Source organism: Janthinobacterium sp. SUN100 (assembly GCF_030397705.1).
Taxonomy (GTDB): domain Bacteria; phylum Pseudomonadota; class Gammaproteobacteria; order Burkholderiales; family Burkholderiaceae_D; genus Janthinobacterium; species Janthinobacterium kumbetense.
In genome coordinates this window covers 1,606,924-1,632,861 of the sequence record NZ_JAPUBU010000001.1, presented here as the reverse complement: position 1 = coordinate 1,632,861, position 25,938 = coordinate 1,606,924, and the positions used below count along the sequence as shown (strand labels likewise).

21 protein-coding genes and 6 tRNA genes are annotated in these 25,938 nt (G+C 61.0%); 26 read left to right on the top strand and 1 reads right to left on the bottom strand.

Going from position 1 to position 25,938, the window contains the following annotated elements:
• Positions 1-136: 136 nt before the first annotated feature.
• From acpP to O0881_RS07015, 24 genes are all read left to right on the top strand, one after another.
• Positions 137-376: an acyl carrier protein gene (acpP, locus tag O0881_RS07130; protein ID WP_008449912.1), complete on the top strand. Its 240-nt coding sequence runs from the start codon at positions 137-139 to the stop codon at positions 374-376.
• A 29-nt stretch (positions 377-405) separates the two neighbouring features.
• A complete protein-coding gene (gene fabF, locus O0881_RS07125) occupies positions 406-1,656 on the top strand; it encodes a beta-ketoacyl-ACP synthase II (RefSeq protein WP_099667260.1) in 1,251 nt (416 codons plus the stop codon).
• Positions 1,657-1,777: 121 nt separating this feature from the next.
• Positions 1,778-2,308, top strand: coding sequence for a hypothetical protein (locus O0881_RS07120; protein WP_289910723.1), 531 nt, complete (start codon positions 1,778-1,780; stop codon positions 2,306-2,308).
• A 66-nt stretch (positions 2,309-2,374) separates the two neighbouring features.
• Positions 2,375-2,998: an RNA polymerase sigma factor RpoE gene (gene rpoE / locus O0881_RS07115; protein ID WP_171985072.1), complete on the top strand. Its 624-nt coding sequence runs from the start codon at positions 2,375-2,377 to the stop codon at positions 2,996-2,998.
• 72 nt (positions 2,999-3,070) lie between these two features.
• Positions 3,071-3,406: a sigma-E factor negative regulatory protein gene (locus O0881_RS07110; protein ID WP_289910722.1), complete on the top strand. Its 336-nt coding sequence runs from the start codon at positions 3,071-3,073 to the stop codon at positions 3,404-3,406.
• A gap of 243 nt (positions 3,407-3,649) precedes the next feature.
• Positions 3,650-5,152 (top strand): DegQ family serine endoprotease, encoded by a 1,503-nt coding sequence (locus O0881_RS07105; protein ID WP_289910721.1) that lies wholly within the window; start codon positions 3,650-3,652, stop codon positions 5,150-5,152.
• A 55-nt stretch (positions 5,153-5,207) separates the two neighbouring features.
• Positions 5,208-5,453 (top strand): glutaredoxin family protein, encoded by a 246-nt coding sequence (locus tag O0881_RS07100; RefSeq protein ID WP_289910720.1) that lies wholly within the window; start codon positions 5,208-5,210, stop codon positions 5,451-5,453.
• Positions 5,454-5,770: 317 nt separating this feature from the next.
• Positions 5,771-7,561, top strand: coding sequence for a translation elongation factor 4 (gene lepA / locus O0881_RS07095; protein ID WP_034749621.1), 1,791 nt, complete (start codon positions 5,771-5,773; stop codon positions 7,559-7,561).
• A 3-nt stretch (positions 7,562-7,564) separates the two neighbouring features.
• The gene (gene lepB / locus O0881_RS07090; RefSeq protein WP_099667264.1) at positions 7,565-8,482 is read left to right on the top strand and encodes a signal peptidase I; all 918 of its coding nucleotides are present in this window, start codon (positions 7,565-7,567) and stop codon (positions 8,480-8,482) included.
• Between the two features lie 74 nt (positions 8,483-8,556).
• Positions 8,557-9,372 (top strand): ribonuclease III, encoded by an 816-nt coding sequence (gene rnc, locus O0881_RS07085; RefSeq protein ID WP_077406693.1) that lies wholly within the window; start codon positions 8,557-8,559, stop codon positions 9,370-9,372.
• A 1-nt stretch (position 9,373) separates the two neighbouring features.
• Positions 9,374-10,276, top strand: coding sequence for a GTPase Era (gene era / locus O0881_RS07080; RefSeq protein WP_099667265.1), 903 nt, complete (start codon positions 9,374-9,376; stop codon positions 10,274-10,276).
• Between the two features lie 28 nt (positions 10,277-10,304).
• On the top strand, positions 10,305-11,162 hold the full coding sequence (recO, locus tag O0881_RS07075; RefSeq protein ID WP_289910719.1) for a DNA repair protein RecO: 858 nt from the start codon (positions 10,305-10,307) through the stop codon (positions 11,160-11,162).
• Between the two features lie 42 nt (positions 11,163-11,204).
• A complete protein-coding gene (gene pdxJ, locus O0881_RS07070; RefSeq protein ID WP_289910718.1) occupies positions 11,205-11,966 on the top strand; it encodes a pyridoxine 5'-phosphate synthase in 762 nt (253 codons plus the stop codon).
• Positions 11,967-11,986: 20 nt separating this feature from the next.
• Positions 11,987-12,382, top strand: coding sequence for a holo-ACP synthase (gene acpS, locus O0881_RS07065; protein ID WP_289910717.1), 396 nt, complete (start codon positions 11,987-11,989; stop codon positions 12,380-12,382).
• Positions 12,383-12,406: 24 nt separating this feature from the next.
• Entirely contained in the window at positions 12,407-14,287 is a 1,881-nt protein-coding gene (uvrC, locus tag O0881_RS07060; protein WP_077406680.1) for an excinuclease ABC subunit UvrC, read from the top strand.
• A gap of 257 nt (positions 14,288-14,544) precedes the next feature.
• Positions 14,545-15,129, top strand: coding sequence for a CDP-diacylglycerol--glycerol-3-phosphate 3-phosphatidyltransferase (pgsA, locus tag O0881_RS07055; RefSeq protein WP_034749601.1), 585 nt, complete (start codon positions 14,545-14,547; stop codon positions 15,127-15,129).
• Between the two features lie 105 nt (positions 15,130-15,234).
• Positions 15,235-15,310 (top strand) — tRNA-Gly (locus O0881_RS07050).
• A gap of 92 nt (positions 15,311-15,402) precedes the next feature.
• Positions 15,403-15,478, top strand: a tRNA-Gly gene (locus tag O0881_RS07045).
• A 71-nt stretch (positions 15,479-15,549) separates the two neighbouring features.
• Positions 15,550-15,625 (top strand) — tRNA-Gly (locus O0881_RS07040).
• Positions 15,626-15,681: 56 nt separating this feature from the next.
• A tRNA-Gly gene (locus O0881_RS07035) sits at positions 15,682-15,757 on the top strand.
• Between the two features lie 83 nt (positions 15,758-15,840).
• Positions 15,841-15,916, top strand: a tRNA-Gly gene (locus tag O0881_RS07030).
• Positions 15,917-15,958: 42 nt separating this feature from the next.
• Positions 15,959-16,032 (top strand) — tRNA-Cys (locus O0881_RS07025).
• 279 nt (positions 16,033-16,311) lie between these two features.
• A complete protein-coding gene (locus O0881_RS07020; protein ID WP_289910716.1) occupies positions 16,312-17,799 on the top strand; it encodes a SulP family inorganic anion transporter in 1,488 nt (495 codons plus the stop codon).
• Between the two features lie 33 nt (positions 17,800-17,832).
• A complete protein-coding gene (locus O0881_RS07015; protein WP_289904354.1) occupies positions 17,833-18,285 on the top strand; it encodes a hypothetical protein in 453 nt (150 codons plus the stop codon).
• Positions 18,286-18,310: 25 nt separating this feature from the next.
• Here the strand turns inward: O0881_RS07015 and O0881_RS07010 are convergent, their stop codons facing one another.
• A complete protein-coding gene (locus O0881_RS07010; protein ID WP_289904355.1) occupies positions 18,311-20,020 on the bottom strand; it encodes a methyl-accepting chemotaxis protein in 1,710 nt (569 codons plus the stop codon).
• 382 nt (positions 20,021-20,402) lie between these two features.
• On the opposite strand from O0881_RS07010, the gene O0881_RS07005 reads away from it, so the two are divergent.
• Positions 20,403-22,562 (top strand): TonB-dependent siderophore receptor, encoded by a 2,160-nt coding sequence (locus O0881_RS07005; protein ID WP_289910715.1) that lies wholly within the window; start codon positions 20,403-20,405, stop codon positions 22,560-22,562.
• Positions 22,563-22,857: 295 nt separating this feature from the next.
• Positions 22,858-25,929, top strand: coding sequence for a formate dehydrogenase-N subunit alpha (gene fdnG / locus O0881_RS07000; protein WP_289910714.1), 3,072 nt, complete (start codon positions 22,858-22,860; stop codon positions 25,927-25,929).
• Positions 25,930-25,938 lie beyond the last annotated feature (9 nt).

The window sequence follows — 25,938 nt, the reverse complement described above, 5'->3', positions numbered from 1 at the left end:
GGTCGTTTTTGTCTATAATCGCATCTTTTAGCAGCAGCTTCGGTTGAATTAGCAGCAGACACCGAAATTAGTATTCGGACGCGCAAACCTGATAAAATGCGCGCACTTTCCGTAACACACACTTTGGAGCCATAACATGTCGGATATCGAACAACGCGTTAAGAAAATCGTCGCTGAGCAACTGGGCGTTGCAGAAGCAGACATCAAAATCGAATCCTCCTTCGTCGACGACCTGGGCGCCGATTCCCTGGACACCGTGGAACTGGTGATGGCCCTGGAAGACGAATTCGAAATGGAAATCCCTGACGAACAAGCTGAAAAAATCACCACCGTGCAACAGGCGATCGACTACGCCACCGCACACGTCAAGGCCTAAGCCTGTCTGACCGACTTCAGGAGAATCGCTTGAGCCGTTCTAAAAACCGTCGTGTTGTTGTCACCGGCCTGGGTTGCGTTTCACCAGTCGGCAATACTATTGCCGAGGCGTGGGGCGCAATCATTGAAGGTAAATCCGGCATTGCCACGATTACCAAGTTTGATGCACAGCCATTCACCACGCATTTTGCCGGTGAAGTCAAAGGTTTCAATATCGAAGAGTACATCTCCGGTAAGGAAGCCCGCCATATGGATACCTTTATCCATTACGGCATGGCTGCAGGCATCCAGGCGATGCAGGACTCCGGCCTGGAAGTGACCGAAGAAAACGCCGAGCGTATCGGCGTGATCATCGGTTCCGGTATCGGCGGCTTGCCGCTGATCGAGGAAACCAAGTCCGAGTACGAAAAGCGCGGTCCGCGCCGTATCTCGCCATTTTTCGTGCCTGCCTCGATCATTAACATGATCTCTGGCAACCTTTCGATCAAATATGGTCTGAAGGGCCCGAACCTGGCGATCGTTACAGCGTGCACCACCGGTTTGCACAGCATCGGTGCCGCAGCGCGCATGATCGAGTACGGCGATGCCGACGTCATGATCGCCGGCGGTGCCGAATCGACCGTGTCGCCGCTGGGCCTGGGCGGTTTCGCTTCGGCACGTGCCTTGTCGACCCGCAACGACGATCCGGCAACGGCATCGCGTCCGTGGGATGCCGACCGCGACGGCTTCGTGCTGGGCGAGGGCGCTGGCGTCATGGTGCTGGAAGAGTACGAGCACGCGGTGGCCCGCGGTGCCAAGATCTATGCCGAAGTGCATGGTTTCGGGATGAGCGCAGATGCTTATCACATGACCTCGCCGCTGGAAGATGGTAGCGGCGGCAGCAAATCGGTGATCGCGGCCCTCGACAACGCAGGCTTGAACGCGGATCAGATTCAGTACCTGAACGCGCACGGCACGTCGACCCCGCAAGGCGACGTGGCGGAAGTGATGGGCATCAAGCGCACCTTCGGTGATCACGCCAAGAAGCTGGTCGTCAACTCGACCAAGTCGATGACGGGCCATTTGCTGGGCGGCGCGGGCGGTCTGGAAGCGGTGTTTACGGTCCTGGCATTGCACCATCAGGTGTCGCCTCCGACCATCAACATCTTCAACCAGGATCCGGCGTGCGATCTCGATTTCTGTGCCAACACGGCGCGTGACATGAAGATCGATTATGCAGTGAAAAATTCGTTCGGCTTCGGCGGCACGAATGGCACGCTGATTTTCGGTAAAGCGAAATAAGCAGGAACTTTCAAGCGCTCGCTACGGTCAAATCGTAGTGAGCGCTGATTCGCCGCCAACGTTCGTTGGCGGCTGAATTTGCCCGGCATGGTGCCGGCGCGCCTTTTTTCTCCCATGAACTATGTCGATCGCGGTAGCGGCTGTCATTCGCACGCCTGTCTGTTTGCGCCTGTTGCAAGCGGTGCTGGGACTGTGCGCCGTGCTGGCCGCCTGGCCCTTGAGCGGTCTCTGGCGCAGTCTGCCCGCGTCCGGCCAGCTGGTGGGCGGCTATGCGCTGGGCTGGAGCGGTGCCTTGCTGAGTGCGGCTGGCGGCGTGTTTTTGCTGGCTTTGCTGCGCCGGCGCAGAAAGCCGCAGGCGCTTGATATTTCGCCGGTCGGGCAGTTGCGGCTGGCGGTATATCTGGAGCATGGCGCGGCGCCGGACGCCGGTGCTGCCGGGCTGGTGCAGCCGGCCGGGCCGGGGCCTGTGGCGGCGCCGGGGCTGCGCCTGTTGCCGGGCTCGACCCTGTGGCCGTCGCTGCTGGTGCTGTGCCTGGCGGATACCGCCGGACGGCGCACGGCGGTGTTGGTGCAGCGCGGCGGCAGTTGCACCGCCTTCCGCCCGCTGGCCGTGGCTTGCCGGGCGATCGCGGCGCGGAACAGGGAAGAATAAAAGTGGGACGAACACTGAACTTCTTGCAGCGGGCCAACTCTATATCCATACAGGCGCCCACGCTGCATGACTACAGGGACATCGGGCGTGAGGACAGAGCGCGAGTATGATCAGTTACTGGTCGAGCGGGTGCAGGCTGGCGACAAACGGGCATTCGATGTGCTGGTATCGAAATATCAGCGCCGCTTGATGCGCCTGGTGTCGCGCCTCGTGCATGACCCGGCGGAGGCCGAAGATGTGGTGCAGGAAACCTTTATCAAGGCATACCGGGCGCTGCGCCATTTTCGCGGCGAGGCCGCCTTTTATACCTGGCTGTACCGCATCGGCATCAATACGGCCAAGAATTATCTCGTCACGCAGGGGCGGCGCGCCGCCACATCCAGCGATGCCGACGCCGAGCAGGCGGAGTCTTTCGATGACGGCAATAAATTGCGCGACAACAATACGCCCGAATCGGTGCTGGCCAGCAAGCAGATTGCAGCCACCGTCAATGCTGCCATGGATGTGCTGCCCATCGAATTGCGCACGGCCATCGTGCTGCGCGAGATCGAGGGCCTGAGCTATGAAGAAATATCGGAGATCATGGCGTGCCCCATCGGCACCGTGCGCAGCCGGATTTTTCGCGCGCGCGAAGTGATTGCGGAGAAATTGAAACCGTTGTTGGACATGCCGATTGACAAGCGCTGGTAATCTGGAGAGTATGAGGTTGGCATGGCTGCGCCCGGTTTCCGCACCGATCCTCTTGAAATGGCAGGACCCATCATGGATACGCATACACGATTGCACGAGACTATTTCCGCGCTGGCCGATGGCGAGCTGGCGGCGAGCGAACTCGAACTGGCGTTTGCCGCCCTCGATACGCCATCGGGACGGCAAGCCTGGGATGCCTATCGCCATATCGGTGAGGTGCTGCGCTCGGAGCAGTACGGCCATGCGCTGAGCGCCCAGTTCGATGCGCGCCTGGCCAGCCGTCTGGCCGCGGAGCCGGCACCAGAAGAGTCCGCTGCCCAGGCGGAACCGCTGCCGCCGCTGGCCGCCGGCATCGTGCCGCCTGGCGTGGCCGAACCGCTGGAGGCGGGGCCGCTGGCGCAGCGCTAGCGGGCGCCTCGTCCATCTTATGCCTGGCTTAACCTTCCCGTCGCCCCCTTGACACTGGCCTTCCGTACGATTGACACTGTGCGCAGGCAATATCTTGCTTTTGCGATATATTGTTGCATTGTTTGCCATGCGCGCTGTCAGGTGGGTTTGCCCCTGGATTTCCGTCATGACGGCCAATCATGCGCGCAGGCAATCGCCTGATCCGCGTTTTGAACCGTTTATATACTCGAAAAGATCCTTTCCATGAAAAAAAACATGTGTGCCGCCAGCAAGTCGTTTTCAGTGAAGACGCTTTCCGCCTTATTGTTCGGTACGGCTGGCGTCTTCCTTGCTCCCACCATGCTGGGCCTGGCGCCACAGGCGCAGGCCGCCGTGCCGGCCGTGAAACTGCCTGATTTCTCGGACCTGGTCGACGCCGTCGGCCCGGCCGTGGTGAATATTCGTACCACCGAACGCCTGAAAATGGGCGGCGCCGGGGCTGGCGCGGGCGGTCAGGATGAGCAGGAAATGCAGGAATTCCTGCGCCGCTTCTTTGGCGGCGCCATGCCCGCGCCGCGCCAGCAGGCGCCCCGCGGCGGCCGCCGCGCCGTGCCGCAGGAGCAGGAAGTGCAGCGCGGCGTCGGTTCCGGCTTCATCATTTCGGCCGATGGCTACGTGCTGAGCAACGCCCACGTGGTCGACGGCGCCGACGAAGTGTATGTGACCCTGACGGACAAGCGCGAATTCAAGGCCAAGGTGATCGGTGCCGATGCGCGCACCGACGTGGCCCTGCTGAAAATCGAGGGCGCCAACTTGCCGCGCCTGACCATCGGCGACTCGAACAAGATCCGCGTGGGCGAGTGGGTGATCGCCATCGGCTCGCCATTCAACCTGGAAAATACCGTGACGGCCGGCATTATTTCCGCCAAGTCACGCGATACGGGCGATTACCTGCCCCTGATCCAGAGCGACGTGGCCGTCAACCCCGGCAACTCCGGTGGTCCGCTGATCAATATGCGCGGCGAGGTGATCGGCATCAATTCGCAGATCGCCACCTTGTCCGGCGCCTACAATGGCATTTCGTTTGCCGTGCCCATCGATGAAGCCATGCGCGTGGGCGAGCAGCTGAAAAAGACGGGGAAAGTCGTGCGCGGACGCATCGGCGTGCAGATCGGCGAAGTGAGCAAGGATGTGGCGGAATCGCTGGGCTTGCCGAACGCCAAGGGCGCGCAAGTATCGATGGTGGAGCCGGGCGGTCCGGCCGACAAGGCGGGCATCAAGCCTGGCGACATCATCCTGAAATTCAACGGCGCGCAGATCGAGCGTTCATCCGACCTGCCGCGCCTGGTAGGCGGCGCCGCCGTCAACGGCAAATCCACGGTCACCGTCTGGCGCAAGGGCGCGCAGCAGGACATTCCCGTCACCGTCGTCGAGCTGGAAAGCGAGAAAACGGCGAAGAAGGGCGCCAAGGAGCCGGAAGCGCAAGCCGTCAATGCGCTGGGATTGAAAGTCAGCGACGTGCCGGCCGCGAAGAAGCAGGAGTTGAAGATCGAGGCGGGCGTGCTGGTCGACGATGCCGACGGCGTGGCGGCCCTGGCCGGCTTGCAGCCTGGCGACGTGATCTTGCAATTGAACAACGTTGCCGTGAAAGACGCCAAGCAGTTCAATGCCCTGGTCGCCAAGCTCGATCCGAAAAAGTCGTCGGCCGTGCTGGTGCGCCGTGGCGACGTGGCGCAATTCGTTTCGCTGCGTCCGTCTGCCAAGTGAGTTTCTGATTCCATCCGCATCCCGGCTCCGGCCGGGATGCCTTTCCCTTTTCTTCATGCATTTCACCCTCTATTCCCGCAGTTATTGCCATTTGTGCCAGGACATGCTGGACGCCTTGCTCCTGCTGCAAGCGCCCGGAAAACCGTTCACCGTCGACGTGATCGATATCGATGCGGCGCCCGACGCCTCGCTGCTGGCCCGTTTCGACGAGCTGGTACCGGTGCTGTTCGGCGACCTGGCGCAGCCCGAGCTATGCCATTATTTCCTCGATGAGGCAGCGGTACGGCGCTGCCTGACGTAGCTTAAATGCCAATATTGACACTGCATTGCACCATTCTGGTGCTGAAAACAGCCGAAAATGTCGGCTTGGCCCGGTGCCGGCCTCATAAGACGGGCTTTCTACTCTGAAATCCGGTAAAATGGGGAGGTCGAAAAAGCTACTGTCCGAGGCAGCAGCTTCTGTCGCTTCAAAAGCGCTCGCCTGGGCATGCAGATGTCCTGCTCGGAGCGCTTTTTTCATCATGAGTGGGGCGCCTGGTTCTGGCCCTGTTTGGCCCGGACATGATTCCCCTGATTCCTGTTAAAGCAGTGTCGTCAACTTCGCACTTATATTAGTTAATGAACAACATACGCAATTTCTCCATCATCGCCCATATTGACCACGGTAAATCGACCCTGGCTGACCGCATCATTCAATTGTGCGGCGGCTTGTCCGACCGCGAGATGGAGGCGCAGGTGCTCGATTCGATGGATCTGGAGCGCGAGCGCGGCATTACCATCAAGGCGCAAACGGCGGCCCTGCACTACAAGGCGCGCGATGGCCAGATCTACAATCTGAACCTGATCGATACGCCAGGCCACGTCGACTTCAGCTATGAAGTGTCGCGCTCGCTGTCGGCGTGCGAAGGCGCGCTGCTGGTTGTTGATGCGTCGCAAGGCGTGGAAGCGCAAACCGTGGCCAACTGCTACACGGCGCTGGACCTGGGCGTGGAAGTGGTGCCCGTGCTGAACAAGATCGACTTGCCGAACGCGGATCCGCCGAGCGCCATTGCCGAGATCGAAGACGTGATCGGCATCGACGCGGGCGACGCCGTGCATTGCTCTGCCAAGACGGGCTTCGGCGTGCTGGACGTGCTCGAACAATTGATCGTCAAGGTGCCGCCACCGAAGGGCGACCCCGATGCGCCGCTGCAGGCGCTGATCGTCGACTCCTGGTATGACGCCTATGTGGGCGTGGTCATGCTGGTGCGCGTCATCAACGGCACCCTGAAACCAAAAGACAAGATCCGCCTGATGGCCACCGATTCGGTGCAGCTGGTGGAAGACATCGGCGTGTTTTCGCCCCGTTCGCAATCCTTGCCACAATTGTCGGCAGGCCAGGTGGGCTTCATCATCGCCGGCATCAAGGAATTGAAAGCGGCGAAAGTGGGCGACACCGTCACCCTGGCCAACCGTCCTGCCGCCGCGCCATTGCCCGGCTTCAAGGAAGTGCAGCCGCAAGTGTTTGCCGGCCTGTTCCCCGTGGAAGCGAACCAGTACGACGCGCTGCGCGACTCGCTGGAAAAACTGAAATTGAACGACGCGGCCCTGATGTACGAGCCGGAAGTGTCGCAGGCGCTGGGCTTCGGCTTCCGCTGCGGCTTCCTGGGCTTGCTGCACATGGAAATCGTGCAGGAACGCCTCGAACGCGAATTCGACATGGACCTGATCACCACGGCACCTACCGTGGTGTATGAAGTGATCCAGCGCGACGGCACCATGATCAACGTCGACAATCCGTCGAAGATGCCCGATCCGTCGCGCATCGAGGAAGTGCGCGAGCCTATCGTCACGGTCAATCTGTACATGCCGCAGGAATACGTGGGTTCCGTGATCACCCTGTGTATCGGCAAGCGCGGCATCCAGATGGATATGAGCTACCACGGCCGCCAGGTCAAGCTCGTGTATGAAATGCCGATGGCCGAGATCGTGCTGGACTTCTTCGACCGCCTGAAATCGACGTCGCGCGGCTATGCCTCGATGGATTACGAGTTCAAGGAATACCGCGCGGCCGACGTGGTCAAGGTCGACATGCTGATCAACAGCGAAAAAGTCGATGCGCTGGCCATCATCGTCCACCGCTCGAACAGCCAGTACCGCGGCCGCCAGGTGGCTGCCAAGATGCGTGAACTGATTCCGCGCCAGATGTTCGACGTGGCCATCCAGGCGACCATCGGCGCGAACATCATTTCGCGTGAGAACGTGAAAGCCTTGCGCAAGAACGTGCTGGCCAAGTGCTATGGCGGCGACATCAGCCGCAAGAAAAAATTGCTGGAAAAACAAAAAGCGGGTAAGAAACGCATGAAGCAAGTGGGTTCCGTGGAGATCCCGCAAGAAGCATTCCTGGCAATTTTACAAGTGGATGGTTAATACATGAACCTGCAAGTGATTTTAGGAAATTTCGCTTTAATCCTGTTCGTGCTGATGGTGTTGACGGGCCTGGTCTGGTGCCTGGATGTGTTTTATCTGTCCAAGCAGCGCCGCAAGGCGGCCGACCTTGCCCTGGCCGAGTTCGATGCGCGCCAGTCCAAGCTGGCCGCCGAGGGCATCAAGTCCGATGCGGGCGGCAGCCGCGCCACCATCGAGGCGGCCCTGTTGCGCCAGCCGACCTGGGTCGAGTATTCGGGCAGCTTCTTCCCCGTCATCGCCCTCGTGTTCTGCCTGCGCTCGTTCCTGTACGAGCCATTCAAGATCCCGTCGAGCTCGATGGTGCCGACCTTGCTGGTGGGCGATTTGATCCTGGTCAACAAGTTTACTTATGGCATTCGTTTGCCGATCGTCAACAAGCGCATCATTGAAGTCAACGATCCGCAGCGCGGCGACGTCATGGTGTTCAAGTACCCGAAAGATATGTCGCAAGACTATATCAAGCGCGTGATCGGTGTGCCCGGTGATAAAATCACCTATGAAAACAAGCGCTTGACGGTCAACGGCAAGGAAGTGCAATACACGCCGCTGGACGACTACCTGGACGATGAAAGCACCGTTTACCACAAGCAGCTGGAAGAAAACCTGACGGGCGTGAGCCACCGCATCCTCAACGACGAGCCTGCTCCTACGTTGAACTTGCGCGAAGTGAAGGATTTCCCGCACAAGGAGTCGTGCGACTACAACGAAGACGGTTTCACTTGTGTGGTACCAGCAGGCAACTACTTCATGATGGGCGACAACCGCGACAATAGCGCGGACAGCCGCTACTGGGGCTTCGTGCCGAACGAGAACATCGTCGGCAAGGCTTTCCTGGTGTGGATGAACTTCAGCAATCCGAAACGCGTGGGCGGCATACACTAAGCCGTCCCTATGGCTGCCGCGCCGATTCCCCGCGCGGCGGCCAGCCGAATTACTCAGATGACACAGAAACAACAATGAATCTTCAGTTATTGCAAACCCGTTTAGGCTATACGTTCCAGGATGCTGGCCTGTTGCAGCAAGCCTTGACGCATCGTAGCCACAGCAGTTTGCATAACGAGCGGCTGGAATTCCTCGGCGACTCCATCCTCAACTGCGTGGTCGCTTCCATCCTGTACGAACGCTTCAAGTCCATCGACGAGGGCGACCTGTCGCGCCTGCGCGCGAATCTGGTGAAGCAGCAGTCGCTGTATGAAATCGCGCAAAAGCTGGAACTGTCGCAATTCCTGCGCCTGGGCGAAGGCGAGCTGAAATCGGGCGGTTTCCGCCGTCCGTCCATCCTCGCCGACACCCTGGAAGCCTTGTTGGGCGCGATTTTCCTCGACACGGGCTTCGACGCCGCCAGCACGGTGATCCGCGCGTTCTACATCCCCATCCTCGACTCGGTCGATCCGCAAACCCTGGGCAAGGATGCCAAGACCCTGCTGCAGGAGTTTTTGCAAAGCAAGAAAATTTCGCTGCCACAATACAACGTGGTGGCTACCCACGGCGCCGCCCACAGCCAGGAATTCGAGATCGAATGCCTGGTGCCGAAATTGAACATCCAGGTCTACGGCCGTGGCGGAAGCCGCCGCGCCGGTGAGCAAGCCGCCGCCAAACTGGCGCTCGACGTGGCCGAGCAGGCGCTGTTGAAGTCGCCAGCCGCCAGCCGCAAGCCGAAACCGCGCGCCGCCCAGCTCAAGCTGGCCGGCATTGCCACCATCCAGAGCGACGACGCGGCAGCCCCTGCTGCCCCGGCGATCGCCGCTCACACTAAACAGAATCGACACTAGCATGACAGCCACCAAAATGCCCGACAACTTCCGCTGTGGCTATATCGCCATCGTGGGCCGCCCGAACGTGGGCAAATCGACCCTGATGAACGTGCTGATCGGCGCGAAGGTCAGCATCACTTCGCGCAAGGCGCAAACGACGCGCCACCGCATCACGGGCATCCAGACGGTGCCGGACGCGCAATTCATCTACGTCGACACGCCGGGCTTCCAGACGCGCCACTCGAACGCGCTGAACAAGACGCTCAACAAGACCGTCACCAACACCCTGATTTCCTCGGACGTGATCTTGTACGTGATCGAGGCGGGCACCTTCGGCCCGGCCGACCAGCAAGTGATGGACCTGCTGCCGAAGGAAGTGCCGTGCATCCTCGTCATCAATAAATCGGACCGCGTGAAGGACAAGGCCGTGCTGTTGCCGTTCGCGCAAAAGATCGCCGCCATGCGCGACTTCGCCGCCATCGTGCCTGTATCCGCCAAGCTGCACTTCCAGCTGGAAGGCTTGCAGGACGAGATCAAGCGTTTCCTGCCGGAAAACCAGCCGATCTTTGGACCGGACGACATCACGGACCGCAGCGAGAAATTCCTCGCCTCGGAAATCGTGCGCGAAAAACTGTTCCGCTTCGTCGGCGACGAACTGCCGTACACGAGCACCGTGCTGATCGAGAAATTCGAGCAGGAAGGCGATCTGCGCCGCGTGTTTGCCGCCATCCTGGTCGAGCGCGATACGCACAAGTCCATGATCATCGGCAACAAGGGCGCGCGCCTGAAGGAAGTCTCCACCCAGGCCCGTCTGGACATGGAAAAGCTGTTCGGCGGCCCCGTGTACCTGGAAATCTGGGTCAAGGTCAAATCGGGCTGGGCCGACAACGAGGCGGGCTTGCGCGCCTACGGCTACGAGTAATCCGCAACCCGGGGGCGACGCCACACGCATGAGCACCACCACGCCAGCGCTGCACGATCTTGCGCCAGCTTCATCTGCTGCATCCGCACCTGTCCCCGCGCCGGCGGCCATCGCGCCGCCGGCCGCAGCTCCTGTCACTCCTGCCGCGCCGCGGCGCAGCCGTCCGCCCGCGCGCGACGGACGCATCACGGGCCAGCCAGCCTTCGTGCTGCACAGCTATCCGCATAAAGAAACCAGCCTCATCGTCGACGTGTTTACACGCGAATACGGCCGCATCGCGCTCGTCGCCAAGGGCGCCAAGCGGCCTCATTCGCAGTTGCGCGGCGTGCTGCAAACCTTCCAGCCCCTACAGGCGGGCTGGACGGGCAAGTCCGAGCTGCGCATCTTGACGGGCGCCGAATGGGTGGGCGGTATGTTGCCGCTGGAAAAGACCGCCTTGCTGTGCGGCTTCTATTTGAACGAATTGCTGGTCAAATTGCTCGCGCGCGACGATCCGCATCCCGTCCTGTTCGACCACTACGTTGCCACCTTGAATCAACTGGCGCACAATGAGCCGCCGCCCATCGTGCTGCGCAAGTTCGAGCGCGCCCTGCTCAAGGAAACGGGCGTGGCGGCCGACCTGACGCGCTGCACGGGCACGCGCCAGGCCGTCGATGCGGGGCAGGTGTACGTGGTCGACCCGGAACGGGGGCCGCGCCCGGCGCGCGCCAGCGATGCCTGGCCCAGGATCACGGGCAAGACCCTGCTCGATATGGAGCGCGAAGATTATCTTGACGCGGCCACGCAGGCGCAAAGCAAGCTGCTGATGCGCTTTCTGCTGGCCCATCAATTGGGCGGCGCCACCTTGAATACGCGCCAGATACTGATCGATTTAATGCAGCTGTAGCTGCGGTTTGCAGCACGACAGCACTTTACGGATACCATCACTATGAGCTTTTTGCAGCCTTCCGGCCCCGTCATCGACCTGGGCGTCAATATCGACCACGTGGCCACCTTGCGCAATGCGCGCGGCACCGCCTATCCTGACCCGATCCGCGCGGCCCTGCTGGCCGAACAGGCGGGCGCCGACGCCATCACCCTGCATCTGCGCGAAGACCGCCGTCACATCAAGGATGCGGACGTGATCGCCATCGCCCCGCAATTGCTCACCCGCATGAACCTGGAAGCGGCCGTCACGGCCGAGATGATCGACTTCGCTTGCCGCATCAAGCCGGCGGACGTGTGCCTGGTGCCGGAAAAGCGCACGGAAGTGACGACTGAGGGTGGCCTGGACGTGGTGCGCTACTTCAGGGAAGTGCAGGCGGCCGTGCAGCAGCTGCAAGGCGAGGGCATCCGCGTGAGCCTGTTCATCGATGCCGATGAGCAACAGATCGCCGCCGCCGCCGAGCTGGGTGCACCCGTGATCGAGCTGCACACGGGCCGCTACGCGGATAGCGAAGGCGTCGAGCAGCTGGCTGAGCTGGAACGCATCAAGGCGGGCGTGCTGTTCGGCGTGGGGCGCGGCTTGAAGGTCAACGCGGGCCACGGCTTGCATTACACCAACGTGCAAGCGATTGCCGCCATTCCCGATATTGCCGAGCTGAACATCGGCCACGCCATCGTCGCGCATGCCGTGTTTGTCGGCTGGGAAAATGCCGTACGCGAAATGAAGGCTATCATGGTGGCCACGCGCATCGCCGGCAAGGCATAAGCGCGCTCAAAGGAGGCAGCATGATCTACGGCATCGGTACCGATATCTGCAAGATTCCCCGCATCGAGGCGGCCCTGGCGCGCCACGGCGAGCGTTTCGCGAAAAAGATACTGGGACCGCAGGAGCTGGAAAAGTTCCGTGCCCGCAGCGCCAAGAATGCCGTGCGTGGCGTGCGTTTCCTCGCCACGCGCTTCGCGGCGAAAGAGGCGTTTTCCAAGGCCATCGGCCTGGGCTTGCGCATGCCGATGACCTGGCCCGCCGCGCAGATGCTGAACCATCCCAGCGGCAAGCCGATGATCGTCTGCAGCGGTGTGCTGGCCGAGTTCATGGAACAGCATCGCCTGAGCGCGCAAGTGACCATCAGCGATGAGGAAGAGTATGCGGTCGCGTTCGTGATCGTGGAACAGGCAGTGTAACTATAAGTGCGCAATGAGCCAGCAATGACCGAAGCAAGCCCAGAATCATCCTTGGCGGAAACGCCGCCCGACCCGCGCGCGCAGGTGCTGGCCACCGTCGCCAAGCTGCCGAATTTGCCCGGCGTGTATCGCTATTTCGACGCCGCAGACAAGGTGCTGTACGTCGGCAAAGCGCGCGACCTGAAAAAGCGCGTGTCCAGCTATTTCCAGAAGAACCTGGCCAGTCCCCGCATCGCCATGATGGTCGAGCGCATTGCGCGCCTGGAAACGACCGTCACGCACAGCGAAGCGGAAGCATTGATCCTGGAAAACAACCTGATCAAGGCGCTGCAACCGCGCTACAACATCCTGTTCCGCGACGACAAGTCGTATCCGTACCTGAAAATCACCAATGGCGATGCGCCGCGCATGGTGTATTACCGGGGCGCGGTGGACAAGAAAAACCAGTATTTCGGGCCGTTCCCCAGTTCCTGGGCCGTCAAGGAATCGATGCAGATCCTGCAAAAGGTTTTTCTCATCCGCACCTGCGAGGATAGCGTGTACGCCAACCGCACGCGGCCCTGTTTGCTGCACCAGATCGGCCGCTGCAGCGCGCCGTGCGTGGACCTGATCAGCAAGGAAGACTATAAGAACGACGTGGAAAATGCGGCGCGCTTCCTGCGCGGACGCCAGAGCGAAGTGATGGCCGACCTGGAAAAGAAGATGCACGCGTTTGCCGCCGAGCTGAAGTTCGAGCAAGCCGTGGTGGTGCGCAACCAGATCGCCTCGCTGTCGCGCGTGCTGCACCAGCAAAGCATGGAAACGACGGGCGACGCCGATGTCGACATCCTCGCCGTGCTGGTGCAGGGCGGGCGCGCCTGCGTCAACCTGGCCATGGTGCGCGGCGGACGCCACCTGGGCGACCGCGCCTACTTCCCCAGCCAGCTTAGCGATGCGGCGGCCATTGCCGAGGAACCGATCGAGGTGGAAGTGCTGGCCGCCTTCCTGGCCCAGCATTACACGGAAAAATTCATTCCCGGCACCCTGATCCTGAATATCGAATTCGACCAGCCAGCCCTGATGGTGGCGCTGATGGAGCAGTGCGGCCACCGCATCAACCTGATCTTCCAGCCGCAGGGGCAGCGCCGCCAATGGCTTGAGATGGCGCAAAAGGGTGCCGAGATTTCGCTGGCGCGATTGTTGTCGGAGCAGGGCTCGCAGCAATCGCGCACGCGTGCGCTGGCCGAGGCGCTGCGCCTGGAAACGGAAGACCTCGACAGCTTGCGCGTGGAGTGTTTCGACATCAGCCACACGCAGGGCGAGGCGACGCAGGCGTCGTGCGTGGTATTCCACCATCACGCCATGCAGAACGGCGAATACCGGCGCTACAACATCAACGACATCACGCCCGGCGACGATTACGCGGCCATGCGCCAGGTCCTGATGCGCCGCTATGAAAAGGTGGCGAATGGCGACGGCGTGATGCCCGACGTGGTGCTGATCGACGGCGGCAAGGGACAGATCGAAATGGCGCGCCAGGTGTTTGCCGAGCTGGGACTCGATATCAGCTTGATTGTCGGCGTGGCCAAGGGGGAGGGGCGCAAGGTGGGCCTGGAAACCCTGCTGTTCGTCGATGGCCGCGCGGCGCAGGAGCTGGGCAAGGAATCGGCGGCGCTGATGCTGATCGCGCAAATCCGCGACGAGGCGCACCGTTTCGCCATCACGGGTATGCGCGCCAAGCGGGCCAAGACGCGCCAGACCTCGCGCCTGGAAGAGATCGAGGGCATCGGCGCCAAGCGCCGCCAGAAGCTGCTGTCCCGCTTTGGCGGCTTGCGCGGCGTGGTCGACGCCAGCGTCGAAGACCTGATGTCGGTGGAGGGGATTTCCACGCAGCTGGCAGAAGAAATCTACAAGCAGCTGCATTAGAACGCCCCACCAAACCTACTGCGCGTCGTGACTTGCGGCCTGCGATGCTCACTGGCTCGGCGCCCCCGTGTCAAGCACAGTTGCGCTTCTCGGTCGCAATTCGCTGCCGCTCGCTACGGTTTTGTGAGGGTTCTATGACGGCCTAGTCCGGTGCCGCGGCAACCGGACTAGGCTAATACCCTGTGGCCATGTAGACTAGTGGCGCTTTCTTCACGCTTTCCTCATGTTCAATTTACCCGTCGGCCGATTGCTCTCTTATGCCTTTTAATATTCCCATCCTTCTGACCTGGCTGCGCGTGGCCCTGATACCGCTCGTCGTCGGCGTGTTTTATTTGCCGCCGTCGATGCTGCTGCATGGCGACCAGAACCTGGTTGCCACCCTGGTCTTCATCGTTGCCGCCGTCACCGACTGGTTCGACGGCTTCCTCGCGCGACGCTGGAACCAGACCTCGGCCTTCGGCGCCTTCCTCGATCCGGTGGCCGACAAGCTGATGGTGGCGGGGGCCTTGCTGGTGCTGGTGCAGCTGGACCGGGTCAATGCCGTGCTGGCCTTCATCATCATCGGCCGCGAAATCACCATTTCTGCGCTGCGCGAATGGATGGCGCAGATCGGCGCCTCGAAGTCGGTGGCCGTCAGCTCGATCGGCAAGATCAAGACGGCCGCGCAAATGACGGCCATTCCCTTGCTGCTGTACCACGAAGTGATCTTTGGCGCGATCGATACCCATGTATGGGGCGAGAAGCTGCTGTGGATCGCCTGCGTGCTGACGGTGTGGTCGATGTTCTATTACTTGCGCCTGGCATGGCCGCTCATCAAGGAAAAAGCGGGAAATTTGCACTAAGAATAGGCAGGCGGCTGCTTTGTGCGGAATATTTTGCAAAAGACCAGATATTGCCCGTTGACAGCCCCTGTAATCCCTCTATAATGCTGGCCTGTTGTTGATGACGCGGGAGTAGCTCAGTTGGTAGAGCGCAACCTTGCCAAGGTTGAGGTCGAGAGTTCGAGACTCTTCTCCCGCTCCAGTTTTCTGGATCGTGTCATAGGTAAAAACAGCGAATGCAGTAAAAAGTAGTACTGGCGATGTAGTAGAGCTTCTGATACAATGTTGTCCACTGCGGGAGTAGCTCAGTTGGTAGAGCGCAACCTTGCCAAGGTTGAGGTCGAGAGTTCGAGACTCTTCTCCCGCTCCAGTGAATACTGGATCAGCAGTAAAGCAGCACTGGTAAACGGTAGCAAAAGGCAGTAAAATAGCGGTTCGTATGCGGGAGTAGCTCAGTTGGTAGAGCGCAACCTTGCCAAGGTTGAGGTCGAGAGTTCGAGACTCTTCTCCCGCTCCAGCGAAAGCTGAAGCAGTACAGCAAGAATGGCAGTAGCAGAAAATAGAAGCTCCAATGCGGGAGTAGCTCAGTTGGTAGAGCGCAACCTTGCCAAGGTTGAGGTCGAGAGTTCGAGACTCTTCTCCCGCTCCAGAATTCTAAAGGGAAGCTAAGCTGGCTTCCTTTTTTTATCCGCCGCCATGCGCGGCGCGATTATGCGGTAACCAAGCTCCAATGCGGGAGTAGCTCAGTTGGTAGAGCGCAACCTTGCCAAGGTTGAGGTCGAGAGTTCGAGACTCTTCTCCCGCTCCAGTTTTCAAGGTGGGCCGCAAGGCGCATCCAAGCAGTTCCTCTGGCGAGGTAGCAAAGAGGTTATGCAGCGGCCTGCAAAGCCGTTTAGACGGGTTCGATTCCCGTCCTCGCCTCCAGATGAAAAAAATAGCCCACTTTCGAGTGGGCTATTTTTTTGTCTGCGCTTTGGCCAGACTTTTGCCGGCGGCGCATCTTGTATAATGCCGGCAAGCTCAGCCGCGCCGCCTGGCGCCTTGATGAAACTCCCCCTTTCCGCCATACCGATGTAGTCACTGACGACTTTCCTGTTCCGTTCGACCTCAGCGCCGCGTTTCTGTGACGCCCGCTGGCATGGCTGCGCCTGATTATTCTCCATCCGGCCGGCATTTTCCTGTTCCGACTTTGGATACGCATCAATGTTCAACACAACTTTTCGGGATGAGTGGTACTCGAACCTGCAAAAAAACGTTTTGGCGGGCTTGACCACGTCATTTGCCCTGGTGCCAGAATGCATCGCCTTTGCCCTGGTGGCGCAGCTCAATCCCCTGATGGGCCTGTATGGCGCCTTCATCATCTGTGCCATGACGGCCATCTTTGGCGGACGTCCCGGCATGATTTCCGGCGCCGCCGGTTCCATGGCCGTCGTCATCGTGGCGCTGGTGGCGCAACATGGCGTGCAGTATCTGCTGGCCACCGTGGTGCTCGGCGGGATATTGATGGCGCTATTCGGCATCTTGCGCCTGGGCAAGCTGATTCGCATGGTGCCCCATCCCGTGATGCTGGGTTTTGTGAATGGCCTGGCCATCGTCATCGCCATGTCCCAGCTGGAACACTTCCGCCAGGCCACGCCGCAGGGCGAAGCCTGGCTGCAAGGCACGCCCTTGCTCGTGATGGGTGGCCTGGTGCTGCTCACCATGGCCATCGTGTACGTGCTGCCGCGCCTGACAAAAGCCGTGCCGCCGGCGCTGGTGGCCATTCTGGGCGTGGGCGTGCTCAGCCATGTTTTGCACCTGCCCACGCGCACCCTGGGCGACCTCGCGCATATCGCCGGCGGCTTGCCGGCCCTGCATTGGCCTGCCGTGCCGCTGGACATGGCCACCTTGCACATCATTTTTCCGTATGCGGCGTTGATGGCCATGGTGGGTTTGCTGGAAACCTTGCTCACTTTTAATCTCACGGATGAGATAACGGAAACGCGGGGGCAGCCGAACCGCGAATGCATCGCCCTCGGCGCATCGAACGTCGTCTCGGGCCTGTTTGGCGGCATGGGCGGCTGCGCCATGATCGGGCAGACGATGATCAATCTGAGTTCCGGCGGCCGCTCGCGCCTGTCGGGCGTGACGGCCGGCGTGATGATCTTGCTGTTCATCCTGTTCCTGTCGCCGCTGATCGAGCGCATCCCGCTGGCGGCCCTCGTGGGCGTGATGTTCGTCGTGGCGCAGCAGACGTTTGCCTGGGGTTCCTTGCGCGTGCTGGGCAAGGTGCCGTTGCAGGATGCGCTGGTGATCGTCGCCGTGACGGTGATCACGGTATTCACGGACCTGGCGATGGCCGTGCTGTGCGGCATCGTCATCGCCGCCTTGAATTTTGCCTGGCAACATGCGCGCGACATGCGTGCCGACATCGATGACAGCACGCAAGGCATGCGCGTCTACCTGCCGCATGGCACCCTGTTTTTTGCTTCCACCACGCATTTCCAGGAACTGTTCCAGGCAGCGTCGGACCCGGCCCGTGTCATCCTCGACTGCCGGCATCTGCACATGGCCGACCACTCGGCCATCGCCGCCATCGAATCGCTGTATGAGCGCTATGACAGGGCAGGCAAGCATCTGCAGGTGACGCATCTGTCCGCCCGCAACGAGGCCTTGCTGCAGCGGGCCGGGGTGGATGTGGGCGTGGCGTAAAATATTGGATTGCTGAATGTCTGTGGAGTGTGAATGCTGTCGAACGAACAAGAACAATTATTGCAACAAAGCCAAACGGCTTTTGATGCCTACTATGACGCGCTGGGCGCTTCGCTGGTGAATTTTGTTGAGCGCCTGGGCATCCAGCCGGCGCACGAAGTGTTGACGAACGCGGCCGAATACCTGCCGTACATCGATGCGGCCATGCGCACCATCGTCATTCGCGACGAGAGCTGGCAGTGGGTGAAAACCATGCTCGGCTATTTTATCGGCGAATACTTCGTGCAAGGCCATGCGGGTTGCTGGTATGTGGAAACGCGGGCGGAGTCGCCGCATTTTTGCCGCATCATGGTGGGCGGCTTCGAGCATGGTTTGCCGGCGGATGCCGCCATCGATCCGGATGCGCTGGCGCTGGAATTTCTGGGGCAATCCGCGCCGCGCGAGCTGGCGGCACTGATCACCCAGGCGCAAGCCCGCGCGGCGTGATGCCGCACGGCTTGCAGAAGCGGATTTAAAACTCTTCCCACTCGCCTTCGGCCGGTGCGCTCGCCTTGCTGCTGGCGCGCGTCACGGGCAGGCGCAGGGCAGGGGCCGTAGCCTGGCGGGCCGGCGCGGCTGCGGGCGCTGCGGGCGCGCTGCGCTGCGCGGTTTTCACGCTGAAACGGTCGGTGGCTGCCGCGTTGGCATCCAGGCGGAAGACGCTGACCACCTGCGCCAGTTCGCTCGCCTGTTCCTGCATCGCTTCGGCCGCTGCCGAGGCTTCTTCCACCAGGGCTGCATTTTGCTGCGTTACCTGGTCCATTTCGGAAATGGCCTGGTTGACTTGCTCGATGCCCGCGCTCTGTTCTTCGCTGGCGTTGCTGATCTCGCTCATGATGGACGTGACGAAGCCGATGCTTTGCACGATTTCTTCCATCGTCTTGCCGGCCTTGTCGACCAGGTCCGTGCCCACGTCGACTTTTTGCACGGAGTCGTCGATCAAGCCCTTGATTTCCTTTGCCGCCGCTGCCGAGCGCTGCGCCAGGTTGCGCACTTCCGTGGCGACCACGGCAAAGCCGCGACCCTGTTCGCCGGCGCGCGCCGCTTCCACGGCCGCGTTCAAGGCCAGGATGTTGGTCTGGAAGGCGATGCCATCGATGACCGAGATAATATCGACGATTTTCTTCGACGAGGTATTGATCTCGCTCATGGTAGCTACTACTTCGGCCACCACGGCGCCGCCGCGGCTGGCGATGCCGGCCGCGTCGCCAGCCAGTTTATTCGCCTGGCGCGCATTGTCCGCGTTTTGCTTGACGGTCGAAGTCAGTTCTTCCATCGACGAGGCCGTTTCTTCCAGCGAACTGGCTTGCTGTTCTGTGCGCGACGACAGGTCCTGGTTGCCGGCGGCGATTTCCGCGGAGGCCGTGGCGATGGTGTCGGTGCCGCTGCGCACCTGGCCGACGATGCCGACGAGGCTATCGTTCATGGTTTTCAGGGCATGCATCAGCTGGCCCGTTTCATCGCGGCCTTGCGCCGTGATGACGCTGCTCAAGTCGCCCGCTGCCACGGTTTCCGCCACTTTCACGGCGGCGCGGATGGGGCCGGTGATCGAACGCGTGATCCACCAGGCAAAGCCGATGCCCATCAGCACGGCCAGCACGCCCATGGTGATCAGGAAAATGCGGGTGCCGCTGTAAGCTTCGATGATGCTGGCGCCGACGCCATCGGCCGCCTTGATCTGCATGCCGGCAAAGCGCTTCACTTCGGCCAGGTAAGCCACGGTGATGGGCGCGACTTCCTTGTCGAACACGATCTTGGCGCCCGCCACGTCGCCGTCGGCCTTCATCTTGAAGGCGCGTGCGCGCGTCGTCACGTAGTCGGTGCGCACCTTGCGCACCACCTTGAACTGCTCGATCACGGCCGGATTGAGCAAGGACGCGATGATGTCGTCCTGCAGCTTGCTGGAACGCTCCGCATCGACTTTCAAGTCTTCCTCGATCTTGGCGCGCACGACCGGATCGGTGATCTCGAACGAGGCGACGCCGCGCACGCTGTTCAGTTCAATGATCTTCGACCATTCGGCCACCATGCGCTGGTTCTTGATGCTGGTATTGATGAGGCGGTAAGTCAGGTCGCTGGCCGTTTGCATGCGCACGAGGGCGGTGATGGTCAAGGCGGCAAGCAACAGCAATACGACAGCAAAGCCGACGCCAAGGCGGCTGCCGATGTTCAGGTTTTTCATGTAATTCCTAACAGTTTAATAGTCATGATCGCCGCCGCCAGCAGGGGCGGACAGGCGCCGCAAGGCGCAGGGGATCGGGGTCTTCGGGTGCCGCGTGATGGCTGTGCGGCGCGCCACGCTGAGCGTGGCGATGGAGGTAAAGCAAGGGGCATATCGGTCAGGCTGACCGCTGCCCAGCAAGCCGCAAGTATAGCATTGACGCAGGGAAATAGTTTCTGGCGGCAATTTTAATTATTTTTTGATATTGATTTCCTGTTGCTTTTTTACGTCAAGTACCTAGTTAATAAGTACTATTACTTACATTCATCCTTACTTTTCCCATCGCCGGCTGATAAAATACTAATGATAATCATTCGTATTAAAACTTCGACCAGGGAATTGTATGCAGCAACAGCGCAAGCCAGGATGTAAACCGATCACCATCGCCGTACTGGGCGCCTTGACCTTGGGCGCCACGCCACTGGCGGCGTGGGCACAGGAAAGCTTGCCCGCCGTCACCGTGACGGCGTCGAAGGACAAGGATGGCTACGTGGCCGCCACCTCCGCCAGCGGCACCAAGACGGAAATGGCCTTGCGCGACGTGCCGCAAACGATCAACGTGGTGCCGGCCGCCGTCATCCGCGACCAGAACGCCATGTCGATCCAGGACATCATGAAGAACATCCCCGGCGTGGGCTTGTCGACGGGCGACGGCCAGCGCGACCAGGTGTTCATCCGCGGCTTCACGGCCATCGGCGACCAGTTCGTCGACGGCTTCCGCGATGATGCGCTGTATTTCCGCGACCTGTCGAACGTGGAGCGCCTGGAAGTGATCAAGGGACCGGCCGCCGTGCTGTACGGCCGCGGTTCCTCGGGCGGCCTGGTGAACCGCATCACGAAGAAGCCGGGCGTGGATATCGCGGACGTGGCGCTGAGCTTGACGAACACAGCAGGGCGCCGCGGCGAAGTCGACGTGGGCCGTGTCGGCGAGACGGTGGACTGGCGTGTCACGGGCGCGCGCGAATTGTCGGACAGCTACCGCGACCAGCAATTCATCAACCGCACGGCGCTGGCGCCGTCGGTGGCCATCCGCCTCTCCAGCGCCACCAAATTGCTGCTGCAGGGCGATTACCTGGAAGACCGCCGCCTGACGGACTTCGGCATCCCGTCCTACCAGGGCCGTCCCGTCGCCGTCGATGCGGGCACCTATTATGGCGCCGCCAACGCCCGCGATGCCGACTTCAGCCAGTCGCGCGTGGTCTCCACGGCCGCGACACTGACGCACAAGTTCAGCGATACGCTGTCGCTGCGCAATGCCTTCCGTTACTACGATTACCACCTGGACCGCAACAACACGAATATTTCCGGCAACGTCAACGAAGTCAAGGGCACGATGAGCCTGGGCCACGCCAAGCTCAACCGCGACGAGAGCGGCTGGTTCAACCAGACGGAACTGACGCAAAAGCTGGTCACGGGCACCATGCGCCACGAAGTGCTGTACGGCGCCGAATTCGGCAAGCAAAACAAGGATGCCAACAGTTGGGCCGCCATCGCTGTAACGACACCTGCGAAGCCCGTGTCGATCTTCAATCCTGTTCTGCCCGTCGTCGATCGCAGCAAGCTGGGCGCGCGCAGTGATACCTTCGGTACCTACGACACGGCCGCCGCTTACGTGCAGGACGCCATCAGCTTCAGCGACGAGTGGAAGGCGCTGGCCGGCTTGCGCTACGACCGTTACAAGCAGCAGTCGCGCCTGGCCAATGCGCTTGGCGTGACGACGGCGGATTTGTCGCGCACGGATTCGGCCTACAGCCCCCGCGCCGGCCTCGTCTGGCAACCGAGCGCCGTGCAATCGTACTACGCCTCGTGGAGCCGCTCGTTCCAGCCGAGCGGCGAGAACTTCGCCCTGGCCGCAAACAATGCCGACCTGGCGCCGGAAACCACGCGCAACACGGAAGTGGGCGCCAAGTATGACCTGTGGGGCGGCCGCGCCAACGCCACCGTGTCGCTGTTCCGCCTGGAGCGCGACAATATCAAGACCAGCGACCCGATCACGAACCGTATCGTGCCCGTCGGCACGCAGCGCACGGATGGCCTGGAACTGACCTTCAACGCGGACTTGCACGATGGCTGGAAGATGATGGCCGGCTACGCTTACCTGGACGCCACCATCACCGATTCCATCGCCAAGGACAAGAGCGTCAATGTGCCGGGCGGTACCGTCGCCAGAGAGGTGCCGGTCAAGGGCAAGCGCGCGACCTTGACATCGCGCAATACGGCCAACCTGTGGCTGACGAAAGACCTGGGCCACGGCTTCACGGTGGGCGGCGGCGCGAACGCCGTCGGCAGCCGTTTCGCGAATCCGGGCAACACGGTGGTCTTGCCAGGCTACGTGACGGCCGACGCCATGGCCGCGTACCGCACGGGCCGCTATGAAGTGCAGCTGAACGTCAACAATATCGGCGACACGCGCTACATCGTCTCGGGCCACGGTTCCAGCCCGAACCTGAGCTTGCCGGGTGCGCCGCGCAATGTGGCGCTGACCTTGCGCTACAGCCTGTAATTTGGCCTGGCAGTTCGGCCGCATCCCCAAAAACCCGCTCGCGAGCGGGTTTTTTTTCGTGGGTGGGTAGCGATGTGCAAGCGTGCCGGGCAGGCTGGCATTGTTTAGAGGGAACGTTCGGTATCGTCAAATTAATATTGACTAAAGGCAATTTTTTCCAGCGGACTAAGCCTTGTCGGAGTTTGAGGGGTAAAATACTGTCATACGGCACAGGCATGGTGCTTATATCTTGGTGATATGACACTACCACGACGCCGTATGACTTTTTATTTACTCACATCATAGAGGCCTGAATATGGTTCAGATGTCCAGGCGCCAGTTCCTTCGGGTAACTGGCGCGACCATTGCTGGTTCCAGCCTCGCCCTGCTCGGTTTCGCACCGGGCCAGGCGATGGCGGAAGTGCGGCAATACAAGCTGTCTCGCACCACCGAGACACGCAATACCTGTCCCTACTGTTCGGTAGGATGTGGCGTCCTGCTGTATGGACTGGGCGACGGCGCGAAAAACGCCGTCTCCAGCATCATCCACGTGGAAGGCGATGCCGATCACCCGGTGAACCGCGGCACCTTGTGCCCGAAAGGCGCCAGCCTGGTCGACTTCATCCACAGCCCGAACCGCCTGAAAGTGCCCGAGTACCGCGCACCGGGCGGCACGGAATGGCAACCGATCTCCTGGGATGTGGCGCTCGACAAGATCGCGCGCCTGATGAAGGATGACCGCGACGCCAACCTGATCGAAAAGAATGCCGACGGCAAGACCGTCAACCGCTGGCTCTCCACCGGCATGCTTGCCGCGTCCGCCGGCAGCAACGAGGTGGGGTATCTGACCCACAAGACAGTGCGCAGCATGGGGATGCTGACCTTTGATAATCAGGCGCGTGTATGACACGGACCGACGGTGGCAGGTCTTGCCCCGACGTTTGGCCGTGGCGCGATGACGAATCATTGGGTCGATATCAAGAATGCCGATGTGATCCTGGTCATGGGCGGCAATGCAGCAGAAGCACATCCTTGCGGATTCAAATGGGTAACGGAAGCGAAGGCGCATAACAAGGCCAAGCTGATCGTTGTCGATCCGCGTTTTACCCGTACCGCATCCGTGGCAGATTACTACTGCGCCACGCGTACCGGCACGGACATCGTCTTCCTCGGCGCGATCATCAATTATCTGCTGACGAACGACAAGATCCAGCATGAGTACGTGCGCAACTACACGGACATGCCCTTCATCGTGCGCGAAGACTATGCGTTCGAGGACGGCCTGTTCTCGGGTTTCGACAAAGAAAAAGGCAAGTACACCAACAAGGCCACCTGGGATTACGAGATCGGCGAAGATGGCTATGCCAAGGTCGACCCGACCCTGGAACACCCGCGCTGCGTCTACCAGATGATGAAGAAGCACTACGCGCGCTACACGACCGAGATGGTCGAACGCACGTGCGGCGTGTCGGCCGACAAGTTCCACAAGGTGGCGGAAGCCCTGGCTTCGACCGCCGTGCCGGGACGCGCCGGCACCATCCTGTACGCGCTGGGCTGGACGCACCACTCGACGGGCGCGCAAACCATCCGCACGGGCGCCATGGTGCAGTTGCTGCTGGGTAATATGGGTATCGCGGGCGGCGGCATGAACGCCTTGCGCGGCCACTCGAACATCCAGGGTCTGACCGACCTGGGCCTGATGTCGAACCTGTTGCCAGGCTACATGACCTTGCCGAACGAGTCCGAGCAGGATTTCGACGGCTATATCGCCGCGCGCGCCACCAAGCCGCTGCGGCCGAACCAGCTCAGCTACTGGAGCAATTACCGCAAATTCCACGTCAGCTTCATGAAGACGTGGTGGGGCAACTTTGCCACGGCGGAAAATAACTACGCCTTCGACTACCTGCCGAAACTCGACAAGCCGTATGACTTGATGCAAGCCATCGAGAACATGCACCAAGGCAAGATGACGGGCTATATCTGCCAGGGCTTCAATGTGCTGGCGTCCGCGCCGAACAAGCAGAAGGTCACGGAAGCGCTGTCGAAGCTGAAGTTCCTCGTCATCATGGATCCGCTGGCCGTGGAAACGGGCGAATTCTGGAAGGCGCACGGGCAATACCACGAAGTCGATCCCACCAAGATCATGACGGAAGTGTTCCGCCTGCCGACCAGCTGCTTCGCCGAAGAGCGCGGTTCGCTGGTGAGCTCCTCGCGCGTGCTGCAGTGGCACTGGCAGGCGGCCGAACCGCCGGGCCAGGCGCGCAGCGACCTGGAGATCATGTCGGGCCTCTTCTTGCGCATGCGCAACATGTACAAGAAAGAGGGCGGCAAGTTCCCCGATCCTATCGTCAACCTGACGTGGAATTATGCGCAGCCGGATAACCCGCAGCCGGAAGAAATCGCCCGCGAATTCAATGGCAAGGCGCTGGCCGACTTGTACGATCCGAAAGATCCGACCAAGCTGCTGGTGAAGAAGGGCGAGCAGCTGGCCTCGTTCGCGCAATTGCGCGACGACGGCACGACCACCAGCGGTTGCTGGATCTTCGCCGGCAGCTGGACCCAGGCGGGCAACCAGATGGGACGGCGCGACAATAGCGACCCGACCGGCATCGGCCAGACCCTGGGCTGGGCCTGGGCGTGGCCGGCGAACCGCCGCGTGCTGTACAACCGCGCTTCGTGCGACTTGAAGGGCAAGGCTTTCGACCCGACGCGCAAGTTGATCGAGTGGAATGGCACGAACTGGAGCGGGGCAGATATTCCCGACTTCAAGGTCGACGAACCGCCGGAAAACGGCATGGGTCCGTTCATCATGCTGGGCGAGGGCGTGGCACGCTTCTTTGCGCGCGGCGCCATGGCCGAGGGGCCATTCCCCGAGCATTACGAGCCGTTCGAAAATCCGCTGGGCTACAACCCCATGCATCCGAAAAACCCGCAGGCGACCAGCAATCCGGCCGCGCGCGTGTTCGCCGATGACCGGAAAATGTTCGGCACGCATGAGGAATACCCGCATGTGGCCACCAGCTACCGCCTGACCGAGCATTTCCATTACTGGACCAAGCATGCGCGCCTGAATGCCATCATCCAGCCGCAGCAATTCGTCGAAATCGGCGAAGAACTGGCCAAGAGCATCGGCGTCGTTGCCGGTGGGGAAGTGCGCGTCAGTTCCAAGCGGGGTCACATCATCGCCAAGGCCGTCGTCACCAAGCGCATCAAGGCTTTGATGATCGAGGGCAAGCCGGTGCATACCGTGGGCCTGCCGCTGCACTGGGGCTTCACGGGCGTGGCCAAGCCGGGGTATCTGATCAATACCCTGACGCCGGGCGTGGGGGATGCGAATTCGCAAACGCCGGAATTCAAGTCCTTCCTCGTGAAGGTGGAAAAAGCATGATGGGAGCTC

Excerpts from the sequence above, each read along its gene's own strand:
- acpP (WP_008449912.1), top strand. The coding sequence starts at position 137 with ATGTCGGATATCGAACAACGCGTTAAGAAAATCGTCGCTGAGCAACTG.
- O0881_RS07120 (WP_289910723.1), top strand. The coding sequence starts at position 1,778 with ATGTCGATCGCGGTAGCGGCTGTCATTCGCACGCCTGTCTGTTTGCGC.
- rpoE (WP_171985072.1), top strand. The coding sequence starts at position 2,375 with ATGACTACAGGGACATCGGGCGTGAGGACAGAGCGCGAGTATGATCAG.
- O0881_RS07110 (WP_289910722.1), top strand. The coding sequence starts at position 3,071 with ATGGATACGCATACACGATTGCACGAGACTATTTCCGCGCTGGCCGAT.
- O0881_RS07105 (WP_289910721.1), top strand. The coding sequence starts at position 3,650 with ATGAAAAAAAACATGTGTGCCGCCAGCAAGTCGTTTTCAGTGAAGACG.
- O0881_RS07100 (WP_289910720.1), top strand. The coding sequence starts at position 5,208 with ATGCATTTCACCCTCTATTCCCGCAGTTATTGCCATTTGTGCCAGGAC.
- lepA (WP_034749621.1), top strand. The coding sequence starts at position 5,771 with ATGAACAACATACGCAATTTCTCCATCATCGCCCATATTGACCACGGT.
- lepB (WP_099667264.1), top strand. The coding sequence starts at position 7,565 with ATGAACCTGCAAGTGATTTTAGGAAATTTCGCTTTAATCCTGTTCGTG.
- rnc (WP_077406693.1), top strand. The coding sequence starts at position 8,557 with ATGAATCTTCAGTTATTGCAAACCCGTTTAGGCTATACGTTCCAGGAT.
- era (WP_099667265.1), top strand. The coding sequence starts at position 9,374 with ATGACAGCCACCAAAATGCCCGACAACTTCCGCTGTGGCTATATCGCC.
- recO (WP_289910719.1), top strand. The coding sequence starts at position 10,305 with ATGAGCACCACCACGCCAGCGCTGCACGATCTTGCGCCAGCTTCATCT.
- pdxJ (WP_289910718.1), top strand. The coding sequence starts at position 11,205 with ATGAGCTTTTTGCAGCCTTCCGGCCCCGTCATCGACCTGGGCGTCAAT.
- acpS (WP_289910717.1), top strand. The coding sequence starts at position 11,987 with ATGATCTACGGCATCGGTACCGATATCTGCAAGATTCCCCGCATCGAG.
- uvrC (WP_077406680.1), top strand. The coding sequence starts at position 12,407 with ATGACCGAAGCAAGCCCAGAATCATCCTTGGCGGAAACGCCGCCCGAC.
- pgsA (WP_034749601.1), top strand. The coding sequence starts at position 14,545 with ATGCCTTTTAATATTCCCATCCTTCTGACCTGGCTGCGCGTGGCCCTG.
- O0881_RS07020 (WP_289910716.1), top strand. The coding sequence starts at position 16,312 with ATGTTCAACACAACTTTTCGGGATGAGTGGTACTCGAACCTGCAAAAA.
- O0881_RS07015 (WP_289904354.1), top strand. The coding sequence starts at position 17,833 with ATGCTGTCGAACGAACAAGAACAATTATTGCAACAAAGCCAAACGGCT.
- O0881_RS07010 (WP_289904355.1), bottom strand. The coding sequence starts at position 20,020 with ATGAAAAACCTGAACATCGGCAGCCGCCTTGGCGTCGGCTTTGCTGTC.
- O0881_RS07005 (WP_289910715.1), top strand. The coding sequence starts at position 20,403 with ATGCAGCAACAGCGCAAGCCAGGATGTAAACCGATCACCATCGCCGTA.